The sequence below is a fragment of the Leptospiraceae bacterium genome (genome assembly GCA_015075105.1).
GTDB lineage: Bacteria > Spirochaetota > Leptospiria > Leptospirales > Leptospiraceae > JABWCC01.
The window spans coordinates 1,724,462-1,751,060 of the sequence record JABTUZ010000001.1; the positions used below are offsets into that span (position 1 = coordinate 1,724,462).

Here is a 26,599-nt window from a genome sequence, read left to right on the forward strand (position 1 = left end):
TGCAGTTGAAACTAAAAATCCCAAATGCAAAACAGATCGACAAAGTTCCTCCGGAAGCTATCTGGAGCAGTAATTCCCTAAATTCCATGCTGTCTATCACCCATTTGAAAAATAGAAACTTATACAATGCTTCAAAAACAAAAATGAATGATAATAAATTGATTAATGCTATGGAATACAGTTTTAGAAAATCAGCATTCTTCAAGGCGAAATATCCGCGGACGAGAAGTAAGCCGGACATGATCAATGATGATTGCGGTTGACGATAGAACTACTCGAAATTTCTCAAAAGGAGGTTTCAGAAATATGGTGACAACAACAGTTAAAATAGATTCAAAACTGCATGAAGAAATTAGTGAAATTGTAAAAAAAGCTACTGCCGTAAAACCGGTAATGAGCATTTTGTAAAGGGAAAAAATACACGAATAGGAATAAATTTTTTTCAATTTTCTAAATTTTTTCCCTACAATTACATAAATAGCTCCAAATCTATACTAAATGTGTAATCCCCGAAAACGATGGAGTTCCCACTTTTTTGCATAAAAAGTGTAGGTTTTGCACTTAAAACGCAACATTTCAGCCCTCAGTCTTCCGTCCTCTGGATTGGAGTTCCCACATTTGTGCACGAAAACTCTCAAATCCTGGCTAAATGTGTAATATCAAAATCTGTAATATTTCTTCCCCAAGTTAATCTAAAAGAAAAACCCTTCACGAAGGATCAATAATTTCCTTGAATTAAAAAAAATCAACCTTCAGAGTGCAGTGTCAGTCCGACTGTGAACAACTCTTTATCTTTTTTGTAAAATTTCAATTCGATAGTGCCTTTTTTTGGGAGAGGTGTATCAAACATTTTTTTTGTTGAGATGTCGCCTGTCGTTTCTGTTTCTTCCCCGTCGAGATGTAAAACCACTTTCAACTTTTCGGATTTCTTTAAATTTACGGATAGAAAATACTCTTTTTGTTTCGCACCTGGTGTGAGAGTAAAAGTGATATCTCTTCCATCCAATTTCCTTGTGATAGACACCGGTCCTGGCTCGCTTCCCCTTAATGCAAAATTTGCCATAATCCCCTGGTATTCCAACTCTTCCTGATCTGAAGAACTGATTAATATTTTTTCTTTCAGGAACCTTATGATAATCTGAATATGAGGAACTTGCGCCTTTATTACTTTACTGAGAATCAAATCCGTTTCTTTCGGCGTTGCCATTTTTCCTTGCCCCATAAGAAACATTGCCTCTTTTAAAGTAATGTATGTTAAAAAATCTGCTTTGGAATTTCTGATTCTTTCCTCTACAAATCTTGCCCGGTCTTTGCTCAATTCACCCTTGATGTAGAGTGAAATTTCTTTCTCATTTAGTTCTTTCGGTTCCATTCTATTAATTACCAGCCGTCACGAAATTATTTCATCCGGGAGAAAATTTTTTAACTTTTTTTTTGCCCTGTCAAACTGGGTCAATACTGTATTCAGTGGCGCATTTACGATTTCCGCAATTTCTTTGAATTTATACCCTTCCATTCTAAGAACAATGACTTCTCTATACGGCAGGTCTAGTTTCATGATTGCCTCCTGTATATTTTTATTTTCCATGAATTCTTCTAAAAGAATCTCGTGTCCCGTTCTTTTGTCAGCGTAAAAAACAAGGTCATGTTCAGCGCCATTAATATATTTATCTTTTCTATTATGATTTCTGGACTCTGAAAGCGCAATATTTTGCGAAATGCGTTTCAGATAAACGATAAATCCTGCTTCGCTTTCACCCTGAAAATTGTTCAGCAAATTGTAATCTTTCTCAATCAGTTTTTCATACACATGTTGCACGATATCGTCAACCTCTGTGCCGTTGGAATATTTACTTACAGTCCCGTTTATTAGACGGTGGTATTTCTCAATAAAAATTCTCCATGCCCCTTCATTGCCTTGCACGCATTCATTCAGGAGTTGAGGAAGATTTTTTTTCACGGTAGTACTTTTCTAAAAGCTTTTTATAAGAAAATTCATTTGATGGAATTTTTGCCAATCTCAGGCAATTTTTCAATACATCTCCCAATCGCATAGAAAAAATTTCGTTTTGATATAGGGATTTGTAGTAAAAATCGAGCACTTTAGAAAACTCCGGATCAATCTTCTCAGGGTCTTTGTACTCAAATTTACGTCCGTAATCCAAAAAAAATCCCGAGTAATAATCAAGGCTCAAGTAATCAAAATGTTCTTTCGGCCAGGATTCGAAACAACTGATTGTTTTTTTTAAATTCTGTTTGTCGATGGAGGAAACTCTTGGGCTGGTTTCTATGAGAGCTACTTTTTCTTTAAACATTTTAACGAAAATTTCATTCTGTTTTCCGGGTAGTATGTATCTATCTTGATTTGCAGCCTGAAATTGAGTACTAAGCCAATCGTCGTTTGTCCACTTAGTAGAACATTCATTATGCAGTGCATTTAACCAGTTTGCCGGATACTTGTCAATCGGTTTGTACATCCATTCTATCCTGTCTGCCCATTTCTCTATTTCGTTATTTGTCTGCGGTTCTATCAGATAACGTATGCCGAAATTTTGATAATGGGTTACTTTTTCCAAAGCCAAGTCATAACATTTGCGTGCTATGTTTTTCAGTTCATTCACAGGAAACTGACTTTCTAAAAAAATAAAGGATCTTATTTTTATTTTGGAAAAAATTTCTGCTTTTATTCCAATTAGAATGCTTTCTTCTGTTTTATCTTTTATCTCCTTGCAATAATCATAGAGATGAATTTCCGGGTCATTGTATAAAAACATCAGAAAATCTGTGTACAAATTTATTATTGCGCTCTTACATTGTTCTCGATGCCATTGGATCTCTCTTAATCGTTCTTCAATTTTTTTTGGATCTTTTTCAGACGGCAGGTTATTACCTCCTTGTGATACAGGTGCGATCAATGGAAATTTATACATTCTGTAAATTTCATTAATATTTCGATCAAATTCCTGCTGGAATAGAAAGTTTTGATATTCTTTATCTTCTTCTGCGCTTAATGGAAAAGCAATGCAGGAGGAGAAAAATAAAATAATACAAATTGAAATTTGTACTTTCAATTGGAAAATCCTGTTTTATTCTTAAATTGATAGTATTTAAAATCTTCATTTTCATCCAGCTGAAGAATATCCTGAACAATTCTTTTTCGGACTTCAAATCCTATTAACGTATGCTCCTCGTTCAAAAATTTTTCCACTGCATTTTTCAATTGAGGAGATTTTATTTCAGAGATCATCTCTTTCAGATTTTTTGGAATATAGGGTTTAGAAATTGAGGGAGGATTTTCTTTTTTAACTGTCCTGGTTACCGAGTCTTTTGATTTTGAAACTTCTGCCGGCTGTTCTATTTTCACTTCCTCAAAAATATCATTTTCATAGTTTGGATATTTTCTATTTCTTTTGAATGCTTTATGAAACTTGTTCCCTGATAAATTCTTTGACGATTTTGGATTATTCTCAAAATTTTCATTCAATGGAATTTTCCCTGCTGCATCGGATTTACTATTTTTGATTATATCTCTGTATGCTACGTTAGTTACATCCCCAGTATTAAAATTCTTCCATAAGAGATAACTTCCAGCAATCAATGCCATGAACAAAGCTAAAGCAGAGATAAAAAGTTTTCGCGATACAAACCACTTATCCTTCCGGAATTCCGGACCGAAATGACACAATGTAAAAGTAGCTGTTTCTCCTTCTCCGAATTTTTCTGAAATTTCTTTTCGCATTTCAAAAATAATCTTTTCGATGGCTACGCCGGTGAGAAATTTATTCCAAAACCTAACGCCTATAAATTTGGCGACATCGCTTGATACCTGCTGTGAATATCCGATAAAATGAGTCGCGCCACTCTTCAAAAAAGCCGCCGCCAGTCCAACAATTTCCTTAGAGTGAAAACCTGAAAAGCAACTGTTGAAAAATACAATCTTAAGGTTTCCGAGTCCTAGTTTTCCGATTTCTGTGTCTGTAAGCATTTCCCCATCTGAAAATTGAATCCCTGATCTTTCTGAATGACCTGCGTAATGCAGATAAGAAATATTTGGCAACTCTTCCAAGAACCGGCTCCGGGTTAAATTTCGGTCAGATAGGGAAATAAGGTCATCTTCCTTGAATTTCGAAGAAAGAATTTCTTTGATTTTGTAACATTCTTCCTTAACAGACTCTGTAATGATTTTGTTTTCATGAAAGTTCGAAACTAACAAAATCCCTTTTTTTTTATGGCGACTCTTTTCCACTCTTTCTGAACGAATTTGCCGTATAACAGGGTTGTTTTTATATAATAAATTTTTGTTTGATGGAAGAATCTCATAGGGGACTGCCGCAAATTCAGGGTCGGTGACAAATAAGATTGGTCTTGATGAATTCAATTTGTGAATTGATCCAAAAGGCTCAAGGTTTTGAAAGAGTAGTGACTTTAAAGAATTGGATTTTTTTATTAGTTTACTTTGTATTTCTTTATCTACTAATAAATCATCGGGAGAATTTTGTTTCAAGATTAAAATTCTTTTTACATATACATTCCATTCCTTAATATAATTCTTGATTAATGCGCCGCTAACAACCCGAATTTCTTCGACTCCCCCTTTTAGATTTTCCTGGTCCTCGATAAAAATCTCTGCATCTGGGAATTCTGTAAAATTGTTTTTATAGGAATATTTCGCAAGTATTCTTATCTTGATCATTACATCAATGTGTTCTTATAAAATTCTTTCAAAATCTAGAAACCATAATCTAAATCAAGTAAAATATTTTTTTCATTAAAACAAATATATTTGAACAAAACCAATAAAGATATTGCATGTTTACTTTGAAAATATTTTTCTAAAACCTCCATAAAATACTTTGACGTTTTTTTTCGATCAGGTACAATGGCTATCCGTTAAGAGAGGATTTGTTATGAGCGAAATGTTCAAAGAAATAAACGAGTATATCGACAAAAGAGAAACGGAAGGATATTTAGATAAAGCAGTTGCAGCACTTTTGGATTTGAAGTCTAAGCACCCGGACAACGAAATAATCTGCGGAAAGTTATCCAGTGCTTTTTTTTATAAGGGGCTATTTGAAAAAGACCCCAAAAAACAAGAGCTTTACTACGAACACGGAACAAACTATGGCAAAGAATCCATTACAATGAATCCGAAAGATGTTTACGGGAATTTTTGGTATGCTTCCAATGTAGGGATGCTCGGTCTTTGTAGGGGGATCATGGCTTCTCTTGCTTCTATTGAGCCTCTCCGAAAAAGTATGGAGGTAGTTCTAAAAGAAAATGAAAACTTCTATTTTGCAGGGCCCCACAGGGCACTCGGAAGGCTATACCACCAAGCACCCGGTTGGCCTATTTCTATCGGTAGTAAGTCCAAAGCCTTAGAGCATCTAGAAAAAGCAGTTCAAATTGCGCCTGAGTTTTTTAACAACAGAGTGTTTCTGGCTGAGCTGTATATTGATATAGGAAAAAAAGACAAGGCAAAAGAGCACTTAGAATGGTTGTCCAAGGCAGAGCCGAAACAGGAACACAAAAACGAAGACCTTCCTTACAAAGAAAAAGGAATGCAGATTTTAAAATCTTATTTTGGTTAATAGAGGAAATATATGCAAGCGTTTATCCCACCTTCTATAATTTATCCTTTAGCTTGGGCGATTGACTTCGCTATTCCATCACTATTAAAAATTGTTCAAAATATTGATGAAGTAATCGTTTCAGAAAAAGACAAAGAAATGCTCAGATCACTCCGAAACGATAGAATGATTTTTGCAAGTAACCACCCCACTACTGCCGAGCCACCGATTTCATTCTACCTCTCAAATATCATGGGAGCAAGATTTCATTACATGGCTGCGAGGCAAGTCTTTGATTGGGATTACGGAATGGTCGGAAAGCTCATTTCCAGCATTGGTGCCTTCTCTGTATTAGCCGGTACCTCTGATAGAGAATCTTTGAAGCAATCTAGGAAAATTTTATCCGAGCCTAAAGGGAAGTTAGTTCTGTTCCCCGAAGGAGAGCCTACAAGTGGTGAAAACGACAGCCTCATGCCATTGCAACCCGGAGTAGCCCAGCTTGGTTTTTGGGGATACGAGGATGCTAAGAAATTGGATCCGAATGCAGACATTACAGTATTACCTGCTTTTATGAAATACGTAATCAACGAAGAAGAAAAAGAAATCCGAAATCACTTAGATAAGTCTGCGAAAAATTTGGAAAAAAAATTAGGAATCGCTCCGGGAAATAAAAATATCCTGAGAAGATTTTTGACAATCGGTAGAAATACCTTAGAAAAAGCTGAGAGAGAATATAAGGTAGAGTCACCGAAAGACAGTGTTTGGGATTTCAGGATCGGTAGAGTGCGTCATGCGATATTGGATGGGGTAGCCGATAAATTTAACATTCAATCTTACGACAGAAAACAAGACGCTATTATGAAGCTGCGACAACTTCTTGCAATCTTGGAAATGATTCTTGTAGGCTACCCTGACCCAAAACTTCCAAAGATGACCAAGGAAGATTTGGAGTGGGCGAGAAAAGAATGCCTAAAAGCATTTGACTTAATAGTCATAAAACCAGAATACTTGATGGGTTACCCTTCTCCAGAAAGATTCTATGAATGGTTGATTCGACTTGAAGCGTATATTTTGGACAAGACCCCAAGAATGCTAGGAGGAGAAAGGCCTCATTTATCCAGAAAAGCGTACGTGTATTTTGCAAAACCATTTCGATTATCAGAATACTATGACTCCTACAAAAAAGATAAAAAGAAAACTGTAGAAGAAGTTTCGCAAAGGCTTAGGATAGACATTCAAAGACTCATGGACAACTGTATATTGAGTTTATCGAAACCTCTTGTTAAACCAAACGATATAGGGGACGACGTTTATGGTTACTAAAAATATAACTTCGAGAAAGCCGTCTGTAAATTATGAATTTCCAGTCGGCTTACCCTCCTGCAGATTCGTAATCTTTCTGACCCTTTCTCCAAAACAAAATGGAAATCAAAAATAGCAAAACCCCGATAGGTAGGGTAAAATAGACTATATACTCATGAAAGATTCCTTCCCCGGATTTTTTTAAAAAATATTGAGCCGGATAGAAATTCACAAAACCCAAAGGAATTATAAATGTAAGTAAAAATTTCACACCTTTAGAATATATATTCAACGGATAGAGTAAAAATTCTCTGGAAGAAAATACGAACAAATGAACTAATGAATTGTTATTCACTGCATAAAATGCAATTGCAGCAATAATGATTCGAATTCCTGCAAGTATCATCGAGCCACCCAAAATGACTGTAATAAAAATCACAACATCAAAAAAACTCCACGAAATCCGAATCAGTGAATTGGCTATAAAAAAAGTAATAAGTCCCAAAATCAAGTGCGCTAACCCGACTAACTCAAACCCACTTGCAATGACCTGCCCCAAAGGCGATAGAGGTCTTACAAGAAGTCTGTCAAAAGTACCCTCTCGAATAAAATTTCCAAATTCTACTACACCGGAAAATAGACATGACACTATTCCTTGAGACAAAATCAGAAGACTGTATAAAAATGCTATCTCTCCAACTGACCAGCCTCCGATTACTTTAAATCGGTGAATAATAATTCCGATAGTCAAAGCTTGTGCAGTGTAAAAACTAACAAGGGTAAATAGAAAAATAAAGAAACTGGCTCGGTACTCCATCCTTGACTTAACCGAAGCCAAAGCAAGCTGGAGATAAGAATGTGCACTTTGAAGAAAGAACATGAATCTATTTTTACAAATCCCTAAAAAAAAATCAATTGAATTAAAATTTCACTTATAAAAATCTGAATTGAAAAAGCAAAAAAGAATTTTTCCGATTTTGCAACGAGCCATTCTTTTTAAGAAATATGAAATTTTTTTTATACCTACTCCAAGTTTTACTTTACCCTCTTAGTCTTTTATACCAATTTTTATTTTTCTTAAATAAAACATTCACAAAAAAAAAATCTCTACCTGTTTCGTTTGTAATAAGTGTCGGAAATCTAAGCATTGGCGGAACAGGAAAAACTCCTTTCACGATTTATCTTGCGAACACTATAAACTCAATTTTCCCAAATAGAAAAATCGTAATATTAACGAGGGGCTATGGTGGGAAAAAAACTAAGGAGGGAATGGTAGTCCAAGAAAATTCTAATCCGAAAGAATCAGGAGACGAGCCTTTACTTATAAAAAGAGCCTGCCCTTTTGCGGATGTAATTGTAGGTAAAGACAGATACTTGGCATTCCACAAATTTTGCAAATCTATAGTCGAAGAAACAATCATAATCTTAGATGACGGATTCCAGCATCATCAGCTAAACAGAGATTTTGATTTTGTACTCATTGACTTAAAAAAAAATATCGGAAACAATTTTACTCTACCGATTGGTTCTTTAAGAGAAAAACCTAAATCTCTAAATAGAGCAAACTCTGTAGTATTTACAAAAATTGAAGAAGTCCAAAAAGAGAATTTGTTGGATTTAGAAAAAAACTTTAAAAAAATAAATCCAAAACTCAGCTTCTACAAATTTCTATATATTGCAAAATTTATCAAAAATCAAAATACAGTGTTCAGTATTCAAAAAATTGCCGGGAAAAAAATTCTAATCTTTACAGGGATCGCAAACCCAAAACATTTTCAAAAAACAATTCAAATTCACCAACCAAGTCAAATTCATACGAATATTTTTTCAGATCACCACCCATTTACAAAATCAGAAATTAAAAATATTCTATCCAAAAACTCTGATTATGATTTTATATTATGCACCGAAAAGGATTATGTCAAAATAGAAGGCTATAAAGACTTGCCTCTTTTTGAAAACATATATTATGTCCCGATTCAAACCCAGATTGACACTTTAGAAGAATTTGAAATAGAAATAAAAACTGCCATACTAAAAAAAAAATTTTAATAATAGAAAAAAAATTTCATATTTAGAACGATTCTTGTCGAATAGAATAAATAAGGATTAATAGAGAAAAAATAAAGTAGTGACATAAATTCAAACCCTGATACCAGAGTATTTTATGTAACAATGGCAGAGGAAAAATAGGGGCACCCTAAAGGAGAATAACATGGATGTTCAAATAGTAAATTTCATCAACTCAGCAAAAGAGTTGCTCAAAGACAAGAAATCTCCCAACACCGAAACTTCAGGCAGTATTTCATCCGACAAATTGTCAACGGACTCTTTGGAGTTTTCTTCAGGACTTGCAGCAAAATACACTGTAGTCCAAAATAAACTTAGAGAACTTCAAAACGATCTTTCCAAAGAGCAAACAAAATTAGGCGTTTTATCCGAAGAAGGAATTAACAACGACGATTTGATCAACATACTTTTTGGGAATACTCCTCTTTTTTCTGAAGCCGACTTGAAGGCGTTTGACAGAGAAAAAATAACCCAAGAAACCTTAGAGTCTAAAGATGAAATTATGACTAAGATCAAATCTTTAGAAGTAGAAAGTGAAAATATTTTTTCTATAGGAATGCTTGGAGACTCAAACTCTTTTACAAATTCAATCAGAAAACTCGGAGAAATCGGAATCCATTCATTGAAACCCATTTCCGGAAGTAAAGTTGAAAAATTAATCAAAGATTGAATTTTTTATAAAGCGTAATCGAGATTCCTAAGAATAGTACCGAGGTTGACCAAACCGCAATTGACGGTGGAAGTCCTCCATTTTCTCCTAGAGAACGACCTGTTGAGTAAAAAATATAATACAGCAACACCACCCCTATTGTAATTCCAAGAGAGGCAACCCCTGCTGATTTTTTTGTAAACGCTCCTGCAATAGAGCCGATCAAAACTACAATTAGACACATTAGAGGCATGGCAAAAATAGAATGTCTCTCTACCTCTAAATCAAAATACGGAATACCTTTATTTTTTCTAATCTTGATTTCTTCGGTTAAGTCTAAAAAATCCATCTCTTCTATTTTTCGGGTAGGCTTTGCAAAATAATCTGCACTTTCGGGAAAGTTGTAAACTTTCTCTGCAAATTTTGAATAGGTTTTCAAATTCATGTTTTCATCAAAAATAATTTCTTCAATTTTTTCTAACTTCCAATTTTTTTCATTAGCGTTGTATTTCGCATTTTGTGCAGAAATAACATATTCGGCAGAGCCATCTGATTTGACTTTAATATAGTTGAATCCACCTTTCACGCTTTTGGTCGGCTCATCATACCAATACACATAATAAAATCCCTCTTTTCCTTTGATGTGCAATTGATAAACTAAGTCAGATTTGGTTCCAACTCCTTTTTGAATTATAGAAAATTCTGACTGTGCAAAAGAATTCAACGGTCGAACTACAAACTCACTAACGAGTAAAACAAGAATCCACGAAACTCCTCCAAAAAAAATAAGAGGGCTAACAATTCTGTAAAACGAAACCCCTACCGCCATCATTGCAACTAACTCTTTATTTACGCTAAACTGTCCGACTATATAACAAACAGAAAACATCAAGGCAGGTGGAATTACAGCAATTGCCATCTTCGGAATACTGTACAATATGAAGAAATACGCATGGTATGATGCTTCTTTGGATGCAAGGAATACTTTTAAATTGTCCATAACCTGAGATATGACAAGAATCCCGGTCAGCATGATCAAAGTCCCAAGAAATGTTTTAACAAATTCTCCAAACAGGTACTTATCCAAAATTTTTAGAGGAAAATACTCTTCCTTCAATTCTGAATACCTAAATATACTGTTTCCGATTTTTTTGGTTGAATTCATGCTATTATTTACGAATAATAAGAAATCTTTTTTTTAGTCAATAATCAGTTTTAAATAAACCTGCATTTATGCTTTTCTTTTTCTTAAAATACAAAACAAACTCTTGACCTGTGAACACATTAAAAAAAAATGTCTGTATCAATCGGGATGTAGCGCAGGGGTAGCGCATCTGCCTTGGGAGCAGAGGGTCGCTGGTTCAAATCCAGTCATCCCGACGAATTTTTGACCCGGTAGCTCAGCTGGATAGAGCACCTGCCTTCTAAGCAGGGGGTCGTGAGTTCGAATCTCGCCCGGGTCAATTCCAGAACACGGTGAGCGTAGCTCAGTTGGTAGAGCCCCAGGTTGTGGTCCTGGTTGTCGCGGGTTCGATCCCCGTCGCTCACCCATTCAGATGGATGACTGAAGTCTGTGGCAAGACAGACTGCAAGAGTGTTGTTTAAAATAAAAGATTCGAAACTACTACAGATAATAGTTTATCGGACATTGTGTCGGATAAAACCTTTGCATCATCTACATTATTTTTCACTGTCTCGACATGAGTAATTACCTGAACAGGGTTTGATTTCTTTCGGTTCGAGTAGTTCGATCTTATTGTCTTTCGAATTTTACATTGCTCTTTCAAATGTCTCGTTGCATCAACAAAAGCTTATGTTTATTGACTTTTTCGTCATTCTCGAAACGTTTCACATAGATAAACAGAAAATTTCCAAGTTGTTCTGTCCGATCTTACACTTGAGACTTGGGCAAACGATAGTAGAAACCGTCCTCTTCCTGAGACAAAATTGAATCCAATTCATCTGAAGGCTTAATTTCTAATTCTTGCAAAACTTTCATCAGATTACTCAGAACTTTATAGAATAACGTTAGGCGATTCATCCGCTCGATATTCGCCGCATCACAGAATTAATTCTCTGCGTTGAATTCTTCAAGCCAAGTTCCTCAATAATTGCATCACGGCCATCTTGAAAAACTCGATCGAAAAGATTTATACCCGTTCGTTCTTCATATTCGCAATAATTTTCCCTGAAATGATACATTGTTCGAATCGCAAAACTATATCGATTAATATCATCGACTCCTAACACCTTCTGATACAAATAATTGAATTGATAATTTTCATACAACTGCTCATCTGTCAGAGAATACATCTCTTTTATGATCTCAATGGCTACCAAAATATTTACAGGAAAATTACTTCGACCAAAAACAGGATGATACAAGCATCTAAAATCCTTCTCGTTGATATTCTTAAATATCTTCTCGTAAAAAGTTTGGGACCAATTGTTTTTTAATACGCCTCGTAACGTACTGTTCAAATTTTGTTCAGGATCCAATAGACTGCCTTGAAGGTGATGGGTATTTTGCAGAAACATAGAGTATATGAATGAAAAACAAGTTTTTCATTCAACTATTTATTGAATTTTTGCAGGCAGGTCATTAATATCACTATTTAGTGCCTGAAAAAAATATTTTAGATTTTTTATTATAGAATTTTATTAAAAAAATAATAGAAATTTACATTGCATTTTTTCATATATAAAAATTAAAATTGCATCAAGAGGAATTATGGAATATAAAAATTTATCAGAAATTCAAGATGTGCTCTCTAATATAAAAAAAGAAATTCACAAAGGCATTATTGGTCAAGATAATCTGATCGATGGGCTACTAATTGCATTAATCGCTGATGGACACTTGCTCATTGAAGGAGTTCCCGGTCTTGCAAAAACAAGGGCTGTGAATCTACTATCCAAGATTTGCAAAGTAAGTTTTAAGAGACTCCAATTCACTCCAGATCTATTGCCTGCGGATATTGTAGGAACTAAAATTTACAATCAGTCCACTGCAAAATTTGAAACTAGCAAGGGACCAATTTTCGCAAATTTTGTTTTAGCTGATGAAATCAATAGAGCACCTGCAAAGGTTCAATCTGCACTACTCGAGACTATGCAGGAAAGGCAAGTAACCATCGGCGAAGAAACCTTTCCGGTGCCGAGGCCATTTTTTGTATTTGCCACTCAAAATCCTGTGGAACAAGAAGGCACGTACCCTCTTCCCGAAGCACAGTTGGACAGATTTTTGATGAAGTTAATCATTGACTACCCTTCAAAAGAAGAAGAAATCAACGTAGTAAAGATGATTATGAACGAAGTCAAACTTCCTGAAATTGACCCAATTGTCAACGCAACCAATATTTCTGAAATCCAAAACTTTGCTCGTAAGGTTTACATCGACGAAAAGCTAATTCGTTACATTACTGATATCGTATTTGCTACAAGATTTCCTGAAAATTCTGGAATCGACAAGAACATCATTCAGTACGGAGCTTCTCCAAGAGCTTCCATTAATCTGACTATATCGGCTCGAGCAAAAGCATTAATCGAAGGAAGAGAAAACGTAACTCCAGAAGATATCAAAGCAATTGCGCATAACGTATTAAGACACAGAATTATATTAACTTACCACGCAGACGCAGATGGAATTACAACAGACCAAATCATCACAGAGATTCTAAAAAAAATCAAAGTACCATGAAAGAAAAAACATTTGATTTAAGTAACTTTCTTGCAAATATAAAAAAATTAGAGATTGTTGCATCTAAAAATGCTTATTCCATTCTAACTGGAGACTACAATACAGCTATTCCCGGCAGGGGAATGGATTTCCACGAAGCCAGAAAATATGTGATAGGTGAATCTATTCGGCATATTGACTGGAACATGACCGCAAGACTAGGCGAGCCGTATATAAAAATTTTTACTGAAGAAAGAATGCGAGAAGTTTTTATCGCATTGGATGTAAGCTCCTCCATGTATGCAGGCTGGCAAAAGAAAACGAAAATAGAATTTGCAACTGAGCTTGCATCAACAATCGGGTATTCTGCAATTCTTTCCAAAGACAAACTTGGTTGTATCCTTTTCAATGATACTGCCATAGAGGTGATCGAACCGGGCACAGGCAAAAAACATCTATTCAATGTACTAAAAAGATTTTACGAAATATCTCTAAAAGAGCCTGCAAAGAAAAGTGGAACAGATATACGCGCAGCTATCCATGCAATACAAAAATTTCGAGGCAAAAGATTTATTGTATTTATGATTTCAGATTTTTTAGACAGGGATATTCCAGAAGATTTAAAATATATTAAAAATCGCCACGATATTAATATGCTCCATATTTACGATCCTTTAGAATACACTAACCAAAAATTTCTAAGGTTCCCTGTATATTCTCCTGAAAAAGATAACAGCAAAGGAATTTTCAGGATTGATAAAATTTCTGATCTTGAAGCCTCTACAAAATTTTTGAAACAAGAATTTCTAAAATACAGAATTATCTATGAGTCTATTTCCACTATTGAGGATTTGGATAAAAAGTTAAGAGAATATTTTCTGATAAAAAAAAGGGTGCACTTTTGATTCAATCTACTTTAGCAAATACTCTTATACAAACGATCACCCCTTATCAGGAAATTTTTTCATCTCGAGAAATTTTATATTTTAAGATCGTTTTATTTCTATTGATTCTTCTTGTCATTGTATTTGGTGCAATCTATTATTTTTCAGATAAGAAAATATTCAGGCCATTTTTAAAAAAAATGACCCCAAAACCACTTCCAGTAAAATTTGACTATGAAAATAAACTAAATTTTATTCGCACCTACCATATTAAAAACCAGCTCTACAGAGAAGGTTGTTTTGAAATTTCTGCAACTCTAAAAACTTTTCTTGAAACAATTTATAAAAAAGATGTTGAAGAAATGACGGTAACCGAAATTGAAAAAAATCTTAGCGACAATAGTGCAAGAGAAATTTTAAGGTTACTGTCTAAGTATCAATTTCAAAAAACAAACACATCAAAAGAAAACTTTGAACAAATGTGCTCTCAAGCACTTTCCCTAATCAATGACAGAAAGAGATTTTTGCCAAAATGAATCTCTATTTTGAAACACCTCTTATTCTTCTAGGTTTATTAATAATTCCATTATTTTTTATTTATCGGGTTATAACACTAAAAAATGAATTCCTCAGATTTCCTGTAATTCAAGCCTACGAAAATAACAAATGGAAATTCCCTGTTATTTATATAAAACCAATTTTAGAATCTATTCTATTAGCACTATTTATCATAGGAGTTGCCTCTCCTTACTCTACATTGGAGAAGAAGGGATTTGAGGAGAAAGGCATAGACGTTAGCTTAGTACTTGATATTTCCGCAAGTATGCAGGCAAGCGATTTCAAACCAACTCGACTTGACTTTATGAAAGAAATCACCTTAGACTTTATTAAGCGAAGTAGCAAGAATAGGGTTAGTGTAATTGCATTTGCAGGTGTTGTATTTACTCAATCTTCACTTACAAACAACCATGAAATTTTAAACGAGCTAATCCAAAGCCTTTCATTTCATAGCATAGAGCATAATGAGAGTGGTGGAACTGCAATTGGAGATGCACTACTCACCTCTGCTGATCAACTGATAAAAAATAAGACTCACTCAAGAGATCAAGTAATTATCTTAATTACTGATGGAGAAAATACGACAGGAGTATCTCCACTACTCTCAGCAAAATATATTTATGATAATAAAATTCGATTGTATGTGATTGGGCTTGGAGGCATAGAAAATATCCCGGTCTATGTAAATAACAAACCTTATCTTACGCCATCAGGAAAAGTTCTTACAACCTCTCTTCAAGACGATGAGTTAAAAAATATTGCAAAAGAAGCATCAGGAAAATATTTTCATGCAAAAAACCAAAGTATCTTGACTGATATTTTTAATGAGCTTACCAAATTAGAAAGTACAGTTATTGAAGTAGAAGGTTACAAACAAAAAGTTTCAAAAAATATTTATATAGCCGGACTTAGCTTCCTAATTTTCCTATTCCTTCTTATTTTAAATTTTTCTATCAGGAGACCAATCAAATGATAGAATTTCAATCTCCCTATCTTCTCTATTTAATCATACCCTTTAGTTTCCTAATAGTATGGATATTGATTCAGACAAGAACTTCTGTTCTGTGGATTAATGCTAACGTATCCGAAAGATTTACAAATGTATTTACTTCTCTACAAAAATCCTACAAACTGTATTTCTATTTTCTTCTTGTTTACACTTCTGGAGTTTTATTAATCTTGGCTTTTGCAGATCCAGTAATTTCCGGCAAAGAAGAAGAGATAAAGTCTTCAGGTGAATTTATGATAATCATAGACGCATCTCAAAGTATGTGGGCAGGGGACACAATAGATCATCCAATTACAAAAAAAAAGCCTTACGACAGATTTTCTCAAAGCATAGAAGTTGCGCAAGATTTTATAGACCTATACCCAAATTATTTTTATGGAGTGATGAGCTTTAGCAATGAAGCAGTGATTCTTACCCCTCCTCAAAAAGATATAACTTTGGCAAAAACTATTATACAATCCATAAAAATTCATCGTTTTGAGTGGAGCGGAAGCAGCTATAAAAAAATATTTCAGAAATTAATAGACTTACTATCCAAATCAGATTCAAAGGATATCCAAATATTGCTTATAAGCGATGGAGAAATCGTAACAAGAGAAAAAGAAAACTATTTAGAGGAGTTAGAAACTTTAAAAAATTTCGGAGTCAGAATTCACGCTATTGGGATAGGCACGAAAAAAGGAGGCTCTATAAGATACTTCTTGCATTACTACGATATTCAAAACGAGGAAAATGAACATAGTAAAAATGATGACTCCACAGGAGAAAAAAAAGTTTATAGAAAGGAAGAAACTATAAAAAGTATCACTACAAAAAGAGAAGACAGGGATCTAAAAAATATCACAAGTTTTACTAAAGGCAAATATATAATTTTAGAAAATCACGAATACGTTGATGAATTTAAAAACTATCTAAAATTCAAAGATGGGAAAGTGATAAGAAAAAAATCATCCACAGAAAATAAAAGCATTTCTCGGTTCCTTATTGGAGCTTCATCTATTTTATTTATAATTTATTCTTTTATACTTTTTAGAAAAAAGAAATATATCTATGAAAACTAAAATAATAGTAGCTTCAAGCGGAATCATTCTCTTATTTATAATTATTTTTGGTATAAATTCACTAAGCTGTATCAAGGCAAATAAATTAAACGATAAAGGAATTATCGAGTCGTCTAAAAAAAATTTCACTGAATCCGATTTGAATTTTCAAAAATCTATTTCTTATAGATATAAAGAGCATATCCCTTTTACCAATCTTGGAATTAATTCAATGCAAAAAAAGGAATATTCCTTAGCACACGATTATTTTGAAAAAGTGTCAGAAATCGAAAGAGATTATCTTCCTGCAAAATTCAATGACGGGATCACTCTTTTTGAATGGGGAAAAAGCGAATTCAATCCTGAAAAATGCAATACAGAAAGAGTAATGATTTTTTGGAAAGAATCGCTTAGAGTATTTGAAGAAATTTCAAAAATGAAAGGCTTTTTTAAATTCCTTGATGACCCTCTGATTGAAAATTCCAACGAGAGCCTAAAAATTGTTCAGAACAGTATTGCAACACTGAAAGACAAATGCTTACAAGAGAAATCTAAGGGCGAAGATAAAAATGATGATTCAAAATCAAAATCGTCTGACAAAGAAAAATCCAAAGATTCACAAGACAAAAATCAAGATCTATCTGAAAGCAAAAAAGAAAATAGCAACAAAGAAAAAGAGCCTAAAAACCCAGAAGACTCAAACTCCCAAAATACAAAGAATAACGAAAAAAATGAAAACACAAATTCCAAAGAAAATGAAGATTCTTCTATAAATAAAAATAGCTCATTGAAACCAGTCAAGGAAAAAGAAAATCAGGAATCTAAAAATGATAATTCCCAAAACACAAAACAAAATAAAAATCAGGGTCAGGAAAACTCGAAAGATAAAGACTCACTAAGCAAGACGATTGCAGAAAAAATAAAAAATGTTCAAAATTTTTTAGAAAAACTAAATAATTCACTTTCTGATAACAGAGATGACATTTCTAAACAAAATAAAAAAAGAGAAAACGATAATAGTGAAAATACTCAAACAAAATCTGAGCAAAATAAAAAATTTTCAAACAACCCATCGTCCCGAAACTTAGAATCAGAAAACTCTCAAAACCCCAATCAGAAAAAATCCAACTATCCCGATGAGAAAAAAAACACTAACGAAGTTTCAGAAAATAAAAGAAATCCCAAAGACAATAACCAAAACCGAAACTCACACAATGAAGAATTGAGCCTCGATAGCTCAGAGACAGAAACAGAGCATAAGGAGCACGAATACGCTCAAAAATTACAAAAAAACGAAAAAGAACAATTAAAGAAAGAATTGGATAGAATCCAAAATTTAAGTAAGAAGCAAACCTACCACAGAACCAGAATGGAGCAATCTGGCAAAGAAATGACTACCCAAGAGCAACGAGAATTATTGAAAAATGCTCTAAAATAATACATTGACAGTATTCCAAGTTTTTGGAGACTGGCTTATATTGCAATTATAGCCGGCTTTATTAGCCGGAAATCAGGATGAATTATGAAAAGAACATATCAACCGAGTAAAATCAAAAGAGCTAGAACCCATGGATTTCGTTCCAGAATGGCAAGTGCAGCGGGAAGAGCCGTACTTTCCAGAAGGAGAAGAAAGGGTCGTCATAAGCTAACTGTTTCTGACGAAAAAACAGGGAAAAAATTCTAGGATTTATTGAATAAAAAGCCTTCGGCTCTGAAAAACAAAACAGAAATTAGTTTTATTTTTACAAAAGGAAAAAAAATTCAAAAATTTCCTATTAAGATTTTGTTTATAACTAACAAAACAACTTCAAACAGATTTCTGTTCTGTGCAGACCGCAGTGCTAAAAATGCAGTTGAACGAAACAGAATAAAACGTATGCAAAGATCTGTTATTCAAGAAATACAAGACGATATTCCCCAAGGATATGATATTGCAATTATCTGCAATGCAAATTTTACTAAATTGGAATATTCTGTTAGAGTAAAAAAAATAAAACAAGCCTTACTACTTTTAACTTATGAATAAATTAGCCATCCTTCTTATTAAAATTTATAAAACTTTTATTTCTCCTATTCTGCCGGGGGTGTGCAGATTTTATCCATCTTGTTCAGAGTATTCTTTGCAAGCGTATCAAAATTACAATTTTTTTATGGCGACCTATTTTACTATAAAGCGCATCCTCAGATGCAACCCACTATCCAAGGGATATTTTGATCCCTTGCCGTACGTATCCCAAAATTGCAAACATAAGGAACACAAATAATGGAAGACAGACAAAGCAGATTATTTTTAGCAGTACTACTGAGCCTCGGAGTCTGGATGGCTCTAAACTATTTCCTATTTCCGACTTTGCCGCCACCACCCAAGACTGCAGAAAAAAAAGAAACACTTAGCGAGACTGTTAAACCAAAAGATATAGAAAAACCAAAAGAAAAAGAAACTCTAAAAAAAGTTGATCTTTCCCCAATTTCAATTAACAAATCCGAAATCAAACAATTCTATTTAGCTACATCTTCTTTTTTAGTGCAGTTTTCTTCTCTTGGAGGAAGAATCGAAAAATTTTACATTCGTAACTACAAAGACTTAAATAATGAAGAAGTTCGAATCATAAAATCAGACAAAGAAATGATTGAGTTTCAGGGAAATCAGTATAAAGCAATCGAAATTTCCAGAGGAAAGGGTTTTGATTTTAACCCTTCTTTTACAAAAGATGAAATCGCTTCCTCTCCTTTTAATACACTGAATTTTATTTCAAATTTTGATGAACAAAACAAAACACTTACTTTTCAGGTTCTTTCACCTGATAAAAAATATTCAATTACAAAAGAATATAAATTTTTTCCAGAAGAAAACTATTTCAAATTTAAACTGACTATAAACAACAAAGATAAAAATACGATAGTTTTAGCTGACTCTAAGGATAACGTTTTTTTTAGATCATTCGGAAGCCTTGGACCCACTAGACCTGGAAATCATATCTTAGAAAAAGACCAAGTCCACTATTTCCGATTTTACTATTTGAACGGATCGTTTAAGGATATGATTGATGGTGTATCAGGGGAAGGATTTTTTTCTAACTTTTTCGGCAGCAAAAAAACTGAAGAAGAAAAACACTTTGAACTCATTTCTAACCCTTCTGATGGTTTAGATTTTCTTGGAACAGGTAGTCGGTATTTTATTGCAGTCTTAGACCCATTAAAGCATAAGCCTTCTGGAGTGTTATTAGACAACAGGAAAAATAACGATACCGGTGTTGTCGCCTCTTATGATAATATTACGATTGAATCAGGTAAATCTTATTCAATGGATTTTGGTGCTTATGTTGGTATCAGGGAAGCAGATGGAATGGCTTTTAGAGACAAAACTCTAAATCCTTTGGAAACCGAAAATACTCCCTTCTCCGGTCTAAGCGATAAATTAGACAAATCTTTCAACCAAGGTCTAACTACACCTTTTAGAAACGGTATAGTCTGGGTTCTAAAAAAACTTTATAAATACACTATCTCCAATTATGGTTGGAGTATAATTCTTTTTGCGATTCTATTCAAATTGGCTTTCTATCCTTTAAATCAGAAGCAAGCAGAGAGCATGAAAAAAATGCAAGAGCTAAGCCCGCAGATTAAAGAAATTAATGAGCGTTATGCGAAAGACCCAACTGTCAAACAACAGAAAATTATGGAGCTTTACAAAAAGAATGGCACAAACCCCATGAGTGGATGCTTACCAATGGTTATTCAAATTCCGATTTTTATTGCTCTCTATACTGCATTCAGTGATACTATCGAATTGTGGAGAACTCCATTCTTATGGATTTCAGATCTTAGCGAGCCGGACACTGTATATACTATTGCAGATTTTGGAATTGGAGTCATCAGTTTAAATATCCTTCCGCTTATCATGGTTAGTTCTCAAGCAATTCAAACAAAAATGACTTCTGTCTCTGCCGACCCTAATCAGAAAACGATGATGTATCTTATGCCTGTCATCATGCTTTACTTTTTCTGGTCTATGCCGTCCGGTGTGACTTTATACTGGACACTACAAAATTTTCTGTCCATCATTCAGCAGGTCTTGACGAATAAATTCGGACCTGAATCTAAAAAGAAATCTAAATAAATAGGAGAAAATATGCTAAATTACATATTTGAAACTGAAGCAAAATCAAAATCAGAAGCCGAGGAAATTACTTTAAAAACTTTACGACTGAATGATGAAGACGTAAAATTTGAGATAGTAGATTCAGGAAAAGGTGGGTTTCTCGGAATCACAAATAAAAAACCCGCTATTGTTCGAACCTTTATCAATTCAACAGATATTCCCGCAGAAAAAATTATTCATGGAATCACTATCACCATTCTAAAGAAAATGGGGATCGAAGCAGAAGTTGTAGGAATGGGAGATGTTGACGGAAAAATTTATATCGAATTGTCCAGTGACGAATCCGGAATCGTAATTGGAAAAAGAGGAAGTACGTTAGACGCGCTCCAATTTGTACTTAATCTAATGGTTGACTCTAAAATCAGACACGGCAGAAAGATAGTTTTAGACATTGAATCCTACAGAGACAAAAGAGAAATGGCACTGAAAAGACTCGGAAAATCTATCGCAAGTAGTGTCGCAAAAACAGGGAAATCCAAACTCTTAGAGCCTATGAATCCTTATGAAAGAAGAATTATACACATGACTCTTCAAGACGACTCAAGAGTCTTTACAAGAAGCGAAGGAAACGGTACATTTAAAAAAGTTCGAGTTATACCTTCTAAAGACAAACACAAGTACAAAGATTTAGAAAAAACAAAAAATCATTTCCCGGAAGATGCAGAATCTGATTTAGAATTTGATTGAAACAATAGCAGCAATATCAACATCCCAGATTCCGAGTGCAATCGGAATTATTCGAGTTAGTGGAAGTGAGACTATAAATGTTGCTACAAAAATATTAAAAAAAAATGGTCAAACTCTCACTTCTGAGTTTTTTGAAAAAAATAAAAGAAATGCTATTTATTGTGAGGTCTATGAAAAAGATAAAATCTTAGACCAAGTAATAGCAATTTGGTATAAGGCTCCAAATTCATTTACAGGAGAAGACCTTTTAGAGATTAGCCTTCATGGAAATCCGATTCTACTCAATTCAGTGTTGGATTTAATTTTTCAGCTCCATGTTCGACCTGCGGAAAAAGGAGAATTTTCCAAGAGGGCGTATCTTAACGGAAAAATTTCTATCAGTGAGGCAGAAGCAATCGGGAGACTCATCTCAGCCAGATCCAAGTTCGAGTTAGAACTCTCACAAAAAAATCTAACCGGAGAAATGAGCAGACTAACGTCCCGAATTAGAAGCGGAATGATTTCTCTAAAAAGCGAATACGAAGCAGAAATTGATTTTTCTACAGAAGACTTGACTTACGAATCTATGGAAGAGAGAAAAGAAAGAATTCATGCGATTCTAAACATTTGCAAGGAAACTTTAAGAAAGTCAGAAATAGCCAACAAGATTATTTCTACAACAAAAGTAGTTATCTATGGCGCTCCCAATACCGGGAAGTCGAGTTTACTAAACTGTATTATAGGTAAAGACCGTGCAATCATATCCGAAATCCCCGGCACTACCAGAGACTTTATTTCTGAACAAATCTATTTAGAGGGAATCCCAATTGAATTGGTCGATACAGCAGGAATCAGAGAAACTTCAGATACAATAGAAAAAGCAGGCATCGAAAAAAGTGAAAAAGAGTTTTCCAATGCCAACATCCGATTGTTTCTAATAGATACGTCATGCGAAATAGACTGGAGAAAATTTCTTTCTGACAACAAAGAAAAACTCACCAACTCAATACTTGTCGCAAATAAAATAGACATTCGAAGTCCTTCGTACGACCAAAAAATATTTTTAGACCAAACTCATTTTGACTGTATTGAAATCTCCTGTAAAAAAAGAATAGGAATTGATACACTGATTCAAAAAATTACCGAAAAACTAAAAAAGAACGAGCCGACGGAAGACTATGTTCTAATCGAAGAAAGAATTAAACACCACATAAGTAGAATTATATTTCACCTAGAAAATACTTTTGAACTTATCCAAAAAAATGCCCCTCCGGAAATCACCGTTAAAGAAATTGATTATGCAATTTTAGAGACAGGAAAAATCAACGGAAAAATTGAAACTGAGGAAATCTTAGGTAGAATTTTCAGCAAGTTTTGTGTAGGAAAATAAAATTCAACTTTTTTAATTCAATTTTTGTATTGCTTTAAAAGTTTCTCTGTAATCGTTCTTTGCATTCCAAACTATAAATCCGTTGCTATTGCTTTCTTTGGCGGCTTTCATTTGTGCCAAGATATAATCCTTTAAATCTAATTTAGAGCCTTTGATCGACATAGAAAAACCTTGAATGTAAGGCACGACTCTTGTATCTTTTTTAGATCTCTTAAAAGAATTCACAACTCCGTCGAAAACTGTTTTGTATGGATTGTTAATTTTTTTTCTATCTCCATAAAAATGAGATGGATAAAGCATCGGATAGAGTACGTCAACCGATATTGAAAACCTTTCTAAGTTTTGCCCTATCCTATCGTGCTTTACAAATGGAATTCTCCCAAAAATATCCGCACCGAACAACAAATCTTTATTACAACCCCTCCCAGCAGTTTTTAATTCCTCTATAAATTTTTCTATATTCAGATATTTTTTTCCGATATTCAAACCCTTGTGGTTTGTATCTGAATATCTTATATAATCAAATTGGATTTCTTGAAACCCGGATTCACATGCAAACACAACCGCACTTTTTAGAGCATCTTTTTTTTTCTGTGATGGCTGTTCTGTTTTCAAACCACCATCAAAATTAACAACTCTTGCAATTGTATAAATTTTATCCTTATGAATATCGTCTAAAATTTTTTTTGGGATAGCCTTAGGTTGAACATCTATTACTAAAGTATTGATTCCAAATAGCTTAACTTTTTTCCGAATCTCGGAAAATTTCTCTTTATCAAACAAAGTCTGGTTTGTAATATAAATTCCTTGAATGTACTTTGGCAAATTTTCCGGGAACTTTTTTTCTTTTTCTTCCTTCTTGATTTTTATAATAGGTTCTTCTTCTTTTTTTGAAAGACTTTCGTTTTGTTTCTCTTCTGCCGATTTTTCAATTTTCAAATCTTCTTTTTTTTCAATACTTTTTTTTATTTCGGTAGGTTTTGTCGCTTTCTCTATTTTTACTACGACTTCTTTTTCTTTCGATTGAATTTTGGGCTCTTTTGTTTTTTCTTTTTTTGAAATCTCTTCCTTGGATTGAGTCCTAGATTTTAAAGGATTGAGTTCCTTTTTTATTTGTTCATTTTTTTTATGGTGTTTTTTGGGTTGAATATCAGAATTTTCTTTTTCAATAATATTTTTATTTTGTATATCATTGGGTAATAAATTTACTATAGCTCCACTTTCGTCTTTTTCCGGTTTATTAAAAATATTTTTTTCAATTTCAGGAAAAGGAAGCTCTATGCCTATATCTCTTTTTGCCAATAATTCAGACGATATAGAATTTTCAAAGTAAACTGACTTCTGGGCATCTAAAAATGATGTCACGAGTATCGCACTTAAAAAGAAAAATACACTCAGAAGAAACTTGATTATTGTAGCAAAAATTTGTTTCATTAGTAAAAGTATCGGTGATTTATTATATTTTTTCTTGCAAAAACTTAGTGCCTGATCTATAATTGACCGAAATGAAATCTGGTAAAATCAAGCTCCCCTCAAATAGCCTTGAAATAATCGACCTATTAAAAAAAGAATCTGAAGGTATTTTCACGAAAGAAGTCTTCGAAGAATTCGAAAAAAGAGCCAAAGCAAACGATAAAGATGTCTGGTCGGCGATTTATCAAATTATGAGAGATGCTGATTCAGGAAAACTCATTTGGGCTTTACACAATAAGCTACTATCAGGAATATTTTATGCTCTAAGTCATATCGGAGACAGTCAGGCGTACCGGATTGTTATAAATTATATCAAGTCGATGGATAGGGGAATTCCAATCGGTGCAATTGAATTGGTTTCGGGACTTCTACCTTCATTTAGCGATATAGACGTGGGTGAACTTCTTGAACTCGCAAATTCCAACGATGAATACAAATCTTCATTTGGGGTAATTGCCTTATCCAAACTATTAGTGGAAAATAGACTTACCGAAGAAGAAAAATTAAAGTTAGAATCAATATTAAAAAATTATAAAAATACTAAGCACTATTTAGATGATTATGTAGAAGGAACTCTTGCCTATTTAGAAGATTCGAGAACAGGGGTGAGTTTTTTTGAAACTTCTGATCTTGAATCCTTAATCTCAGGATAAGAGCTTCCGATTTCGACTTCTTAAAATTACAAAAAATACAATCAAGTAAATATAGAAAAAAATAATTCCAAATGGAATCACCAATGTGAATGCAGGTTTCCAAATATGCACAAATACCATTGTGGAGATAAGCCCAAAAAATAGAGCAAAAAGTATGCCTTTTGGGTGAAGGAAAACTTTGGTGCGCTTACTAAAATACACTCCAAGAAAAAATAATCCTATCATCGGACCAAAAGTAAAGGATGCAATTTTTAAACCTAATTCGAGTAGTCCTTCTTGGTAGTTTCCAGATAAATAAAAAGGAAATAGGGAACTAAAAAATAACAATACACTCCAAAAGAGACTGGCAAGTCTGGAATCTTTTACATTAATATCTCCGGACTCAACTGAAGTACTTTTTATATCCACAAGAAAAGAAAGAGAAAGTGAATTGATTGTACTGGATAGAGTGGACATAGCACTTGCTAAAATTGCAGAGATAATCAACCCTAAGATACCTGTAGGAATATTCTCTAAAATATACTTTGAGAAAACCTTATCCGGTATAAGGTCAGTATTTTTATAAAAATAAAATAGCATGAAACCAATTGAAAGAAATAATACAAATTGTAAGAGCACCAAGATACCTGATCCGATTAAAGCAAGTCTTCCCTCTTCTTTTGTTTTGCAAGCAAGAATTCTCTGAGCAATCATCTGATCTACTCCATGCGATCCAATAGAAATCAAAGCTCCTCCGAAAAATGCGTTTAAAAAAAAGTAAGGCTCTTTGAATAAATTCTCGTAATCAAAATGAAAAATTTTCAGCTTACTATCCGAAATACCTTTGGAAAACAAACCGGTAAAAGTTTCGGAGTTTAAAAGAGAGTTTGAAATTAAATAAAAAGCAAAAACTCCTCCTGCGATATACACAAAAAATTGAAAAGAGTCAGTCAGCACAATAGATTTGAAACCACCAAATACCGTGTAAAGAGAGGTAGCAATTGTAATTAATAATAAGGTCATAATTCCAATAGAGTGTTCACTAAAATCCGGTAAGAATGCTTTTAAAAGAAGTGCGATAGGAATAGAGGTAACGTACAGTCTCACCCCATCTCCCAATACTCTTGTAATCAAAAATATAGAAGACATCGCTTTTTGAACCGACTTACCAAAACGAATCCCGACCCATTCATAAACAGTTGAATATTCCCCCTTAAAATACATTGGAAGAATTACATAGCCTACAAATGCTCTGCCCGCAATATATCCGAATACAATCTGTAAAAAGGCAAAGTTAGACTTAAAAGACATTCCCGGAACGCTTAAAAAAGTGAGAGAAGATGTTTCCGTCGCAACTATAGAAAGCATTATCCAAGGCCACGACATATTCTTTCCAGCTAAAAAGAAATCTTTTGAGGTACTGGTATTTTTTGTTCTATATATAAATCCAATATACAAAACAAATCCAAAATATCCTATTATCACAAATACATCAATTATAGTAAAATTCATTGCCCCTCA

General features: G+C 33.8%; 27 protein-coding genes and 3 tRNA genes. 21 read left to right on the forward strand and 9 right to left on the reverse strand.

All coding sequences use genetic code 11. From position 1 onward, the window contains the following. Window positions 1–246 precede the first annotated feature (246 nt). Window positions 247–408 (forward strand): hypothetical protein, encoded by a 162-nt coding sequence (locus HS129_08500; protein MBE7412085.1) that lies wholly within the window; start codon window positions 247–249, stop codon window positions 406–408. A gap of 337 nt (window positions 409–745) precedes the next feature. Here the strand turns inward: HS129_08500 and HS129_08505 are convergent, their stop codons facing one another. From HS129_08505 to HS129_08520, 4 genes are read right to left on the reverse strand one after another with little or no spacing between them, the layout of a single operon-like run. After that, the gene (locus tag HS129_08505) at window positions 746–1,372 is read right to left on the reverse strand and encodes a hypothetical protein (GenBank protein ID MBE7412086.1); all 627 of its coding nucleotides are present in this window, start codon (window positions 1,370–1,372) and stop codon (window positions 746–748) included. 18 nt (window positions 1,373–1,390) lie between these two features. After that, window positions 1,391–1,960, reverse strand: coding sequence for an RNA polymerase sigma factor (locus tag HS129_08510; protein MBE7412087.1), 570 nt, complete (start codon window positions 1,958–1,960; stop codon window positions 1,391–1,393). Next, the gene (locus HS129_08515; protein MBE7412088.1) at window positions 1,929–3,071 is read right to left on the reverse strand and encodes a hypothetical protein; all 1,143 of its coding nucleotides are present in this window, start codon (window positions 3,069–3,071) and stop codon (window positions 1,929–1,931) included. The genes HS129_08510 and HS129_08515 overlap by 32 nt, the downstream gene beginning before the upstream one ends. Further along, complete coding sequence (locus tag HS129_08520; GenBank protein ID MBE7412089.1) at window positions 3,068–4,693, reverse strand: CHAT domain-containing protein; 1,626 nt, start codon at window positions 4,691–4,693, stop codon at window positions 3,068–3,070. Before HS129_08520 ends, HS129_08515 begins: the two co-directional genes overlap by 4 nt. 214 nt (window positions 4,694–4,907) lie before the next feature. Between HS129_08520 and HS129_08525 the strand changes: the two genes are divergently transcribed. Together HS129_08525 and HS129_08530 are read left to right on the forward strand one after the other, a co-directional pair. Next, the gene (locus tag HS129_08525) at window positions 4,908–5,588 is read left to right on the forward strand and encodes a tetratricopeptide repeat protein (protein MBE7412090.1); all 681 of its coding nucleotides are present in this window, start codon (window positions 4,908–4,910) and stop codon (window positions 5,586–5,588) included. Between the two features lie 12 nt (window positions 5,589–5,600). Further along, entirely contained in the window at window positions 5,601–6,890 is a 1,290-nt protein-coding gene (locus HS129_08530) for a 1-acyl-sn-glycerol-3-phosphate acyltransferase (GenBank protein ID MBE7412091.1), read from the forward strand. 49 nt (window positions 6,891–6,939) lie between these two features. Here the strand turns inward: HS129_08530 and HS129_08535 are convergent, their stop codons facing one another. Then, window positions 6,940–7,749 carry an ABC-2 family transporter protein gene (locus HS129_08535; GenBank protein ID MBE7412092.1) on the reverse strand — a complete coding sequence of 270 codons (810 nt, stop codon included), beginning with the start codon at window positions 7,747–7,749 and terminating at the stop codon, window positions 6,940–6,942. Window positions 7,750–7,874: 125 nt separating this feature from the next. On the opposite strand from HS129_08535, the gene lpxK reads away from it, so the two are divergent. Continuing rightward, window positions 7,875–8,921: a tetraacyldisaccharide 4'-kinase gene (lpxK, locus tag HS129_08540; GenBank protein ID MBE7412093.1), complete on the forward strand. Its 1,047-nt coding sequence runs from the start codon at window positions 7,875–7,877 to the stop codon at window positions 8,919–8,921. 163 nt (window positions 8,922–9,084) lie between these two features. After that, window positions 9,085–9,609, forward strand: a complete 525-nt coding sequence (locus HS129_08545; protein MBE7412094.1) for a hypothetical protein — start codon at window positions 9,085–9,087, stop codon at window positions 9,607–9,609. On the opposite strand, the gene HS129_08550 is transcribed toward HS129_08545, so the two are convergent. After that, window positions 9,599–10,753 carry a YjgP/YjgQ family permease gene (locus HS129_08550; protein MBE7412095.1) on the reverse strand — a complete coding sequence of 385 codons (1,155 nt, stop codon included), beginning with the start codon at window positions 10,751–10,753 and terminating at the stop codon, window positions 9,599–9,601. The two genes, HS129_08545 and HS129_08550, sit on opposite strands and share 11 nt — an antisense overlap. 143 nt (window positions 10,754–10,896) lie before the next feature. On the opposite strand from HS129_08550, the gene HS129_08555 reads away from it, so the two are divergent. The 3 genes from HS129_08555 (at window position 10,897) to HS129_08565 (ending at window position 11,137) form a co-directional block, all read left to right on the forward strand. Continuing rightward, window positions 10,897–10,968 (forward strand) — tRNA-Pro (locus tag HS129_08555). A gap of 9 nt (window positions 10,969–10,977) precedes the next feature. Further along, window positions 10,978–11,051, forward strand: a tRNA-Arg gene (locus HS129_08560). A 13-nt stretch (window positions 11,052–11,064) separates the two neighbouring features. After that, window positions 11,065–11,137, forward strand: a tRNA-His gene (locus HS129_08565). Window positions 11,138–11,625: 488 nt separating this feature from the next. Here HS129_08565 and HS129_08570 read toward each other — a convergent pair. Beyond that, window positions 11,626–12,126 carry a transposase gene (locus HS129_08570; GenBank protein ID MBE7412096.1) on the reverse strand — a complete coding sequence of 167 codons (501 nt, stop codon included), beginning with the start codon at window positions 12,124–12,126 and terminating at the stop codon, window positions 11,626–11,628. A gap of 193 nt (window positions 12,127–12,319) precedes the next feature. Between HS129_08570 and HS129_08575 the strand changes: the two genes are divergently transcribed. The 12 genes from HS129_08575 (at window position 12,320) to mnmE (ending at window position 22,973) form a co-directional block, all read left to right on the forward strand. After that, window positions 12,320–13,288 (forward strand): MoxR family ATPase, encoded by a 969-nt coding sequence (locus HS129_08575; protein MBE7412097.1) that lies wholly within the window; start codon window positions 12,320–12,322, stop codon window positions 13,286–13,288. Continuing rightward, entirely contained in the window at window positions 13,285–14,172 is an 888-nt protein-coding gene (locus HS129_08580) for a DUF58 domain-containing protein (protein MBE7412098.1), read from the forward strand. Before HS129_08575 ends, HS129_08580 begins: the two co-directional genes overlap by 4 nt. Continuing rightward, entirely contained in the window at window positions 14,169–14,687 is a 519-nt protein-coding gene (locus HS129_08585; protein ID MBE7412099.1) for a hypothetical protein, read from the forward strand. Before HS129_08580 ends, HS129_08585 begins: the two co-directional genes overlap by 4 nt. After that, window positions 14,684–15,682, forward strand: a complete 999-nt coding sequence (locus HS129_08590; protein ID MBE7412100.1) for a VWA domain-containing protein — start codon at window positions 14,684–14,686, stop codon at window positions 15,680–15,682. The genes HS129_08585 and HS129_08590 overlap by 4 nt, the downstream gene beginning before the upstream one ends. Continuing rightward, window positions 15,679–16,779, forward strand: a complete 1,101-nt coding sequence (locus HS129_08595) for a VWA domain-containing protein (GenBank protein ID MBE7412101.1) — start codon at window positions 15,679–15,681, stop codon at window positions 16,777–16,779. The genes HS129_08590 and HS129_08595 overlap by 4 nt, the downstream gene beginning before the upstream one ends. Next, window positions 16,769–18,196, forward strand: a complete 1,428-nt coding sequence (locus tag HS129_08600) for a hypothetical protein (protein MBE7412102.1) — start codon at window positions 16,769–16,771, stop codon at window positions 18,194–18,196. The genes HS129_08595 and HS129_08600 overlap by 11 nt, the downstream gene beginning before the upstream one ends. Window positions 18,197–18,280: 84 nt before the next feature. Further along, window positions 18,281–18,442: a 50S ribosomal protein L34 gene (rpmH, locus tag HS129_08605; GenBank protein MBE7412103.1), complete on the forward strand. Its 162-nt coding sequence runs from the start codon at window positions 18,281–18,283 to the stop codon at window positions 18,440–18,442. A gap of 6 nt (window positions 18,443–18,448) precedes the next feature. Continuing rightward, window positions 18,449–18,784, forward strand: a complete 336-nt coding sequence (gene rnpA, locus HS129_08610) for a ribonuclease P protein component (GenBank protein MBE7412104.1) — start codon at window positions 18,449–18,451, stop codon at window positions 18,782–18,784. Continuing rightward, window positions 18,777–19,022, forward strand: coding sequence for a membrane protein insertion efficiency factor YidD (gene yidD / locus HS129_08615; protein ID MBE7412105.1), 246 nt, complete (start codon window positions 18,777–18,779; stop codon window positions 19,020–19,022). Before rnpA ends, yidD begins: the two co-directional genes overlap by 8 nt. Then, window positions 19,022–20,875: a membrane protein insertase YidC gene (gene yidC, locus HS129_08620; GenBank protein MBE7412106.1), complete on the forward strand. Its 1,854-nt coding sequence runs from the start codon at window positions 19,022–19,024 to the stop codon at window positions 20,873–20,875. Before yidD ends, yidC begins: the two co-directional genes overlap by 1 nt. Window positions 20,876–20,887: 12 nt before the next feature. After that, the gene (locus HS129_08625) at window positions 20,888–21,604 is read left to right on the forward strand and encodes a Jag N-terminal domain-containing protein (GenBank protein ID MBE7412107.1); all 717 of its coding nucleotides are present in this window, start codon (window positions 20,888–20,890) and stop codon (window positions 21,602–21,604) included. Then, on the forward strand, window positions 21,597–22,973 hold the full coding sequence (gene mnmE / locus HS129_08630) for a tRNA uridine-5-carboxymethylaminomethyl(34) synthesis GTPase MnmE (protein MBE7412108.1): 1,377 nt from the start codon (window positions 21,597–21,599) through the stop codon (window positions 22,971–22,973). The genes HS129_08625 and mnmE overlap by 8 nt, the downstream gene beginning before the upstream one ends. Window positions 22,974–22,985: 12 nt before the next feature. Here the strand turns inward: mnmE and HS129_08635 are convergent, their stop codons facing one another. Beyond that, window positions 22,986–24,407 carry a glycosyl hydrolase gene (locus HS129_08635; protein MBE7412109.1) on the reverse strand — a complete coding sequence of 474 codons (1,422 nt, stop codon included), beginning with the start codon at window positions 24,405–24,407 and terminating at the stop codon, window positions 22,986–22,988. Between the two features lie 71 nt (window positions 24,408–24,478). On the opposite strand from HS129_08635, the gene HS129_08640 reads away from it, so the two are divergent. Beyond that, the gene (locus tag HS129_08640) at window positions 24,479–25,099 is read left to right on the forward strand and encodes a hypothetical protein (protein MBE7412110.1); all 621 of its coding nucleotides are present in this window, start codon (window positions 24,479–24,481) and stop codon (window positions 25,097–25,099) included. Here the strand turns inward: HS129_08640 and HS129_08645 are convergent. Then, window positions 25,091–26,590, reverse strand: a complete 1,500-nt coding sequence (locus tag HS129_08645; GenBank protein MBE7412111.1) for a sodium:solute symporter — start codon at window positions 26,588–26,590, stop codon at window positions 25,091–25,093. The two genes, HS129_08640 and HS129_08645, sit on opposite strands and share 9 nt — an antisense overlap. Between the last annotated feature and the right edge of the window lie 9 nt (window positions 26,591–26,599).

What these genes read in the sequence shown, in the direction of transcription:
- HS129_08500 (MBE7412085.1), top strand. Translation starts at nt 247, where the DNA reads ATGATGATTGCGGTTGACGATAGAACTACTCGAAATTTCTCAAAAGGA.
- HS129_08505 (MBE7412086.1), bottom strand. Translation starts at nt 1,372, where the DNA reads ATGGAACCGAAAGAACTAAATGAGAAAGAAATTTCACTCTACATCAAG.
- HS129_08520 (MBE7412089.1), bottom strand. Translation starts at nt 4,693, where the DNA reads ATGATCAAGATAAGAATACTTGCGAAATATTCCTATAAAAACAATTTT.
- HS129_08525 (MBE7412090.1), top strand. Translation starts at nt 4,908, where the DNA reads ATGAGCGAAATGTTCAAAGAAATAAACGAGTATATCGACAAAAGAGAA.
- HS129_08530 (MBE7412091.1), top strand. Translation starts at nt 5,601, where the DNA reads ATGCAAGCGTTTATCCCACCTTCTATAATTTATCCTTTAGCTTGGGCG.
- HS129_08535 (MBE7412092.1), bottom strand. Translation starts at nt 7,749, where the DNA reads ATGTTCTTTCTTCAAAGTGCACATTCTTATCTCCAGCTTGCTTTGGCT.
- lpxK (MBE7412093.1), top strand. Translation starts at nt 7,875, where the DNA reads ATGAAATTTTTTTTATACCTACTCCAAGTTTTACTTTACCCTCTTAGT.
- HS129_08545 (MBE7412094.1), top strand. Translation starts at nt 9,085, where the DNA reads ATGGATGTTCAAATAGTAAATTTCATCAACTCAGCAAAAGAGTTGCTC.
- HS129_08550 (MBE7412095.1), bottom strand. Translation starts at nt 10,753, where the DNA reads ATGAATTCAACCAAAAAAATCGGAAACAGTATATTTAGGTATTCAGAA.
- HS129_08570 (MBE7412096.1), bottom strand. Translation starts at nt 12,126, where the DNA reads ATGTTTCTGCAAAATACCCATCACCTTCAAGGCAGTCTATTGGATCCT.
- HS129_08575 (MBE7412097.1), top strand. Translation starts at nt 12,320, where the DNA reads ATGGAATATAAAAATTTATCAGAAATTCAAGATGTGCTCTCTAATATA.
- HS129_08580 (MBE7412098.1), top strand. Translation starts at nt 13,285, where the DNA reads ATGAAAGAAAAAACATTTGATTTAAGTAACTTTCTTGCAAATATAAAA.
- HS129_08590 (MBE7412100.1), top strand. Translation starts at nt 14,684, where the DNA reads ATGAATCTCTATTTTGAAACACCTCTTATTCTTCTAGGTTTATTAATA.
- HS129_08595 (MBE7412101.1), top strand. Translation starts at nt 15,679, where the DNA reads ATGATAGAATTTCAATCTCCCTATCTTCTCTATTTAATCATACCCTTT.
- HS129_08600 (MBE7412102.1), top strand. Translation starts at nt 16,769, where the DNA reads ATGAAAACTAAAATAATAGTAGCTTCAAGCGGAATCATTCTCTTATTT.
- rpmH (MBE7412103.1), top strand. Translation starts at nt 18,281, where the DNA reads ATGAAAAGAACATATCAACCGAGTAAAATCAAAAGAGCTAGAACCCAT.
- yidD (MBE7412105.1), top strand. Translation starts at nt 18,777, where the DNA reads ATGAATAAATTAGCCATCCTTCTTATTAAAATTTATAAAACTTTTATT.
- yidC (MBE7412106.1), top strand. Translation starts at nt 19,022, where the DNA reads ATGGAAGACAGACAAAGCAGATTATTTTTAGCAGTACTACTGAGCCTC.
- HS129_08625 (MBE7412107.1), top strand. Translation starts at nt 20,888, where the DNA reads ATGCTAAATTACATATTTGAAACTGAAGCAAAATCAAAATCAGAAGCC.
- HS129_08635 (MBE7412109.1), bottom strand. Translation starts at nt 24,407, where the DNA reads ATGAAACAAATTTTTGCTACAATAATCAAGTTTCTTCTGAGTGTATTT.
- HS129_08640 (MBE7412110.1), top strand. Translation starts at nt 24,479, where the DNA reads ATGAAATCTGGTAAAATCAAGCTCCCCTCAAATAGCCTTGAAATAATC.
- HS129_08645 (MBE7412111.1), bottom strand. Translation starts at nt 26,590, where the DNA reads ATGAATTTTACTATAATTGATGTATTTGTGATAATAGGATATTTTGGA.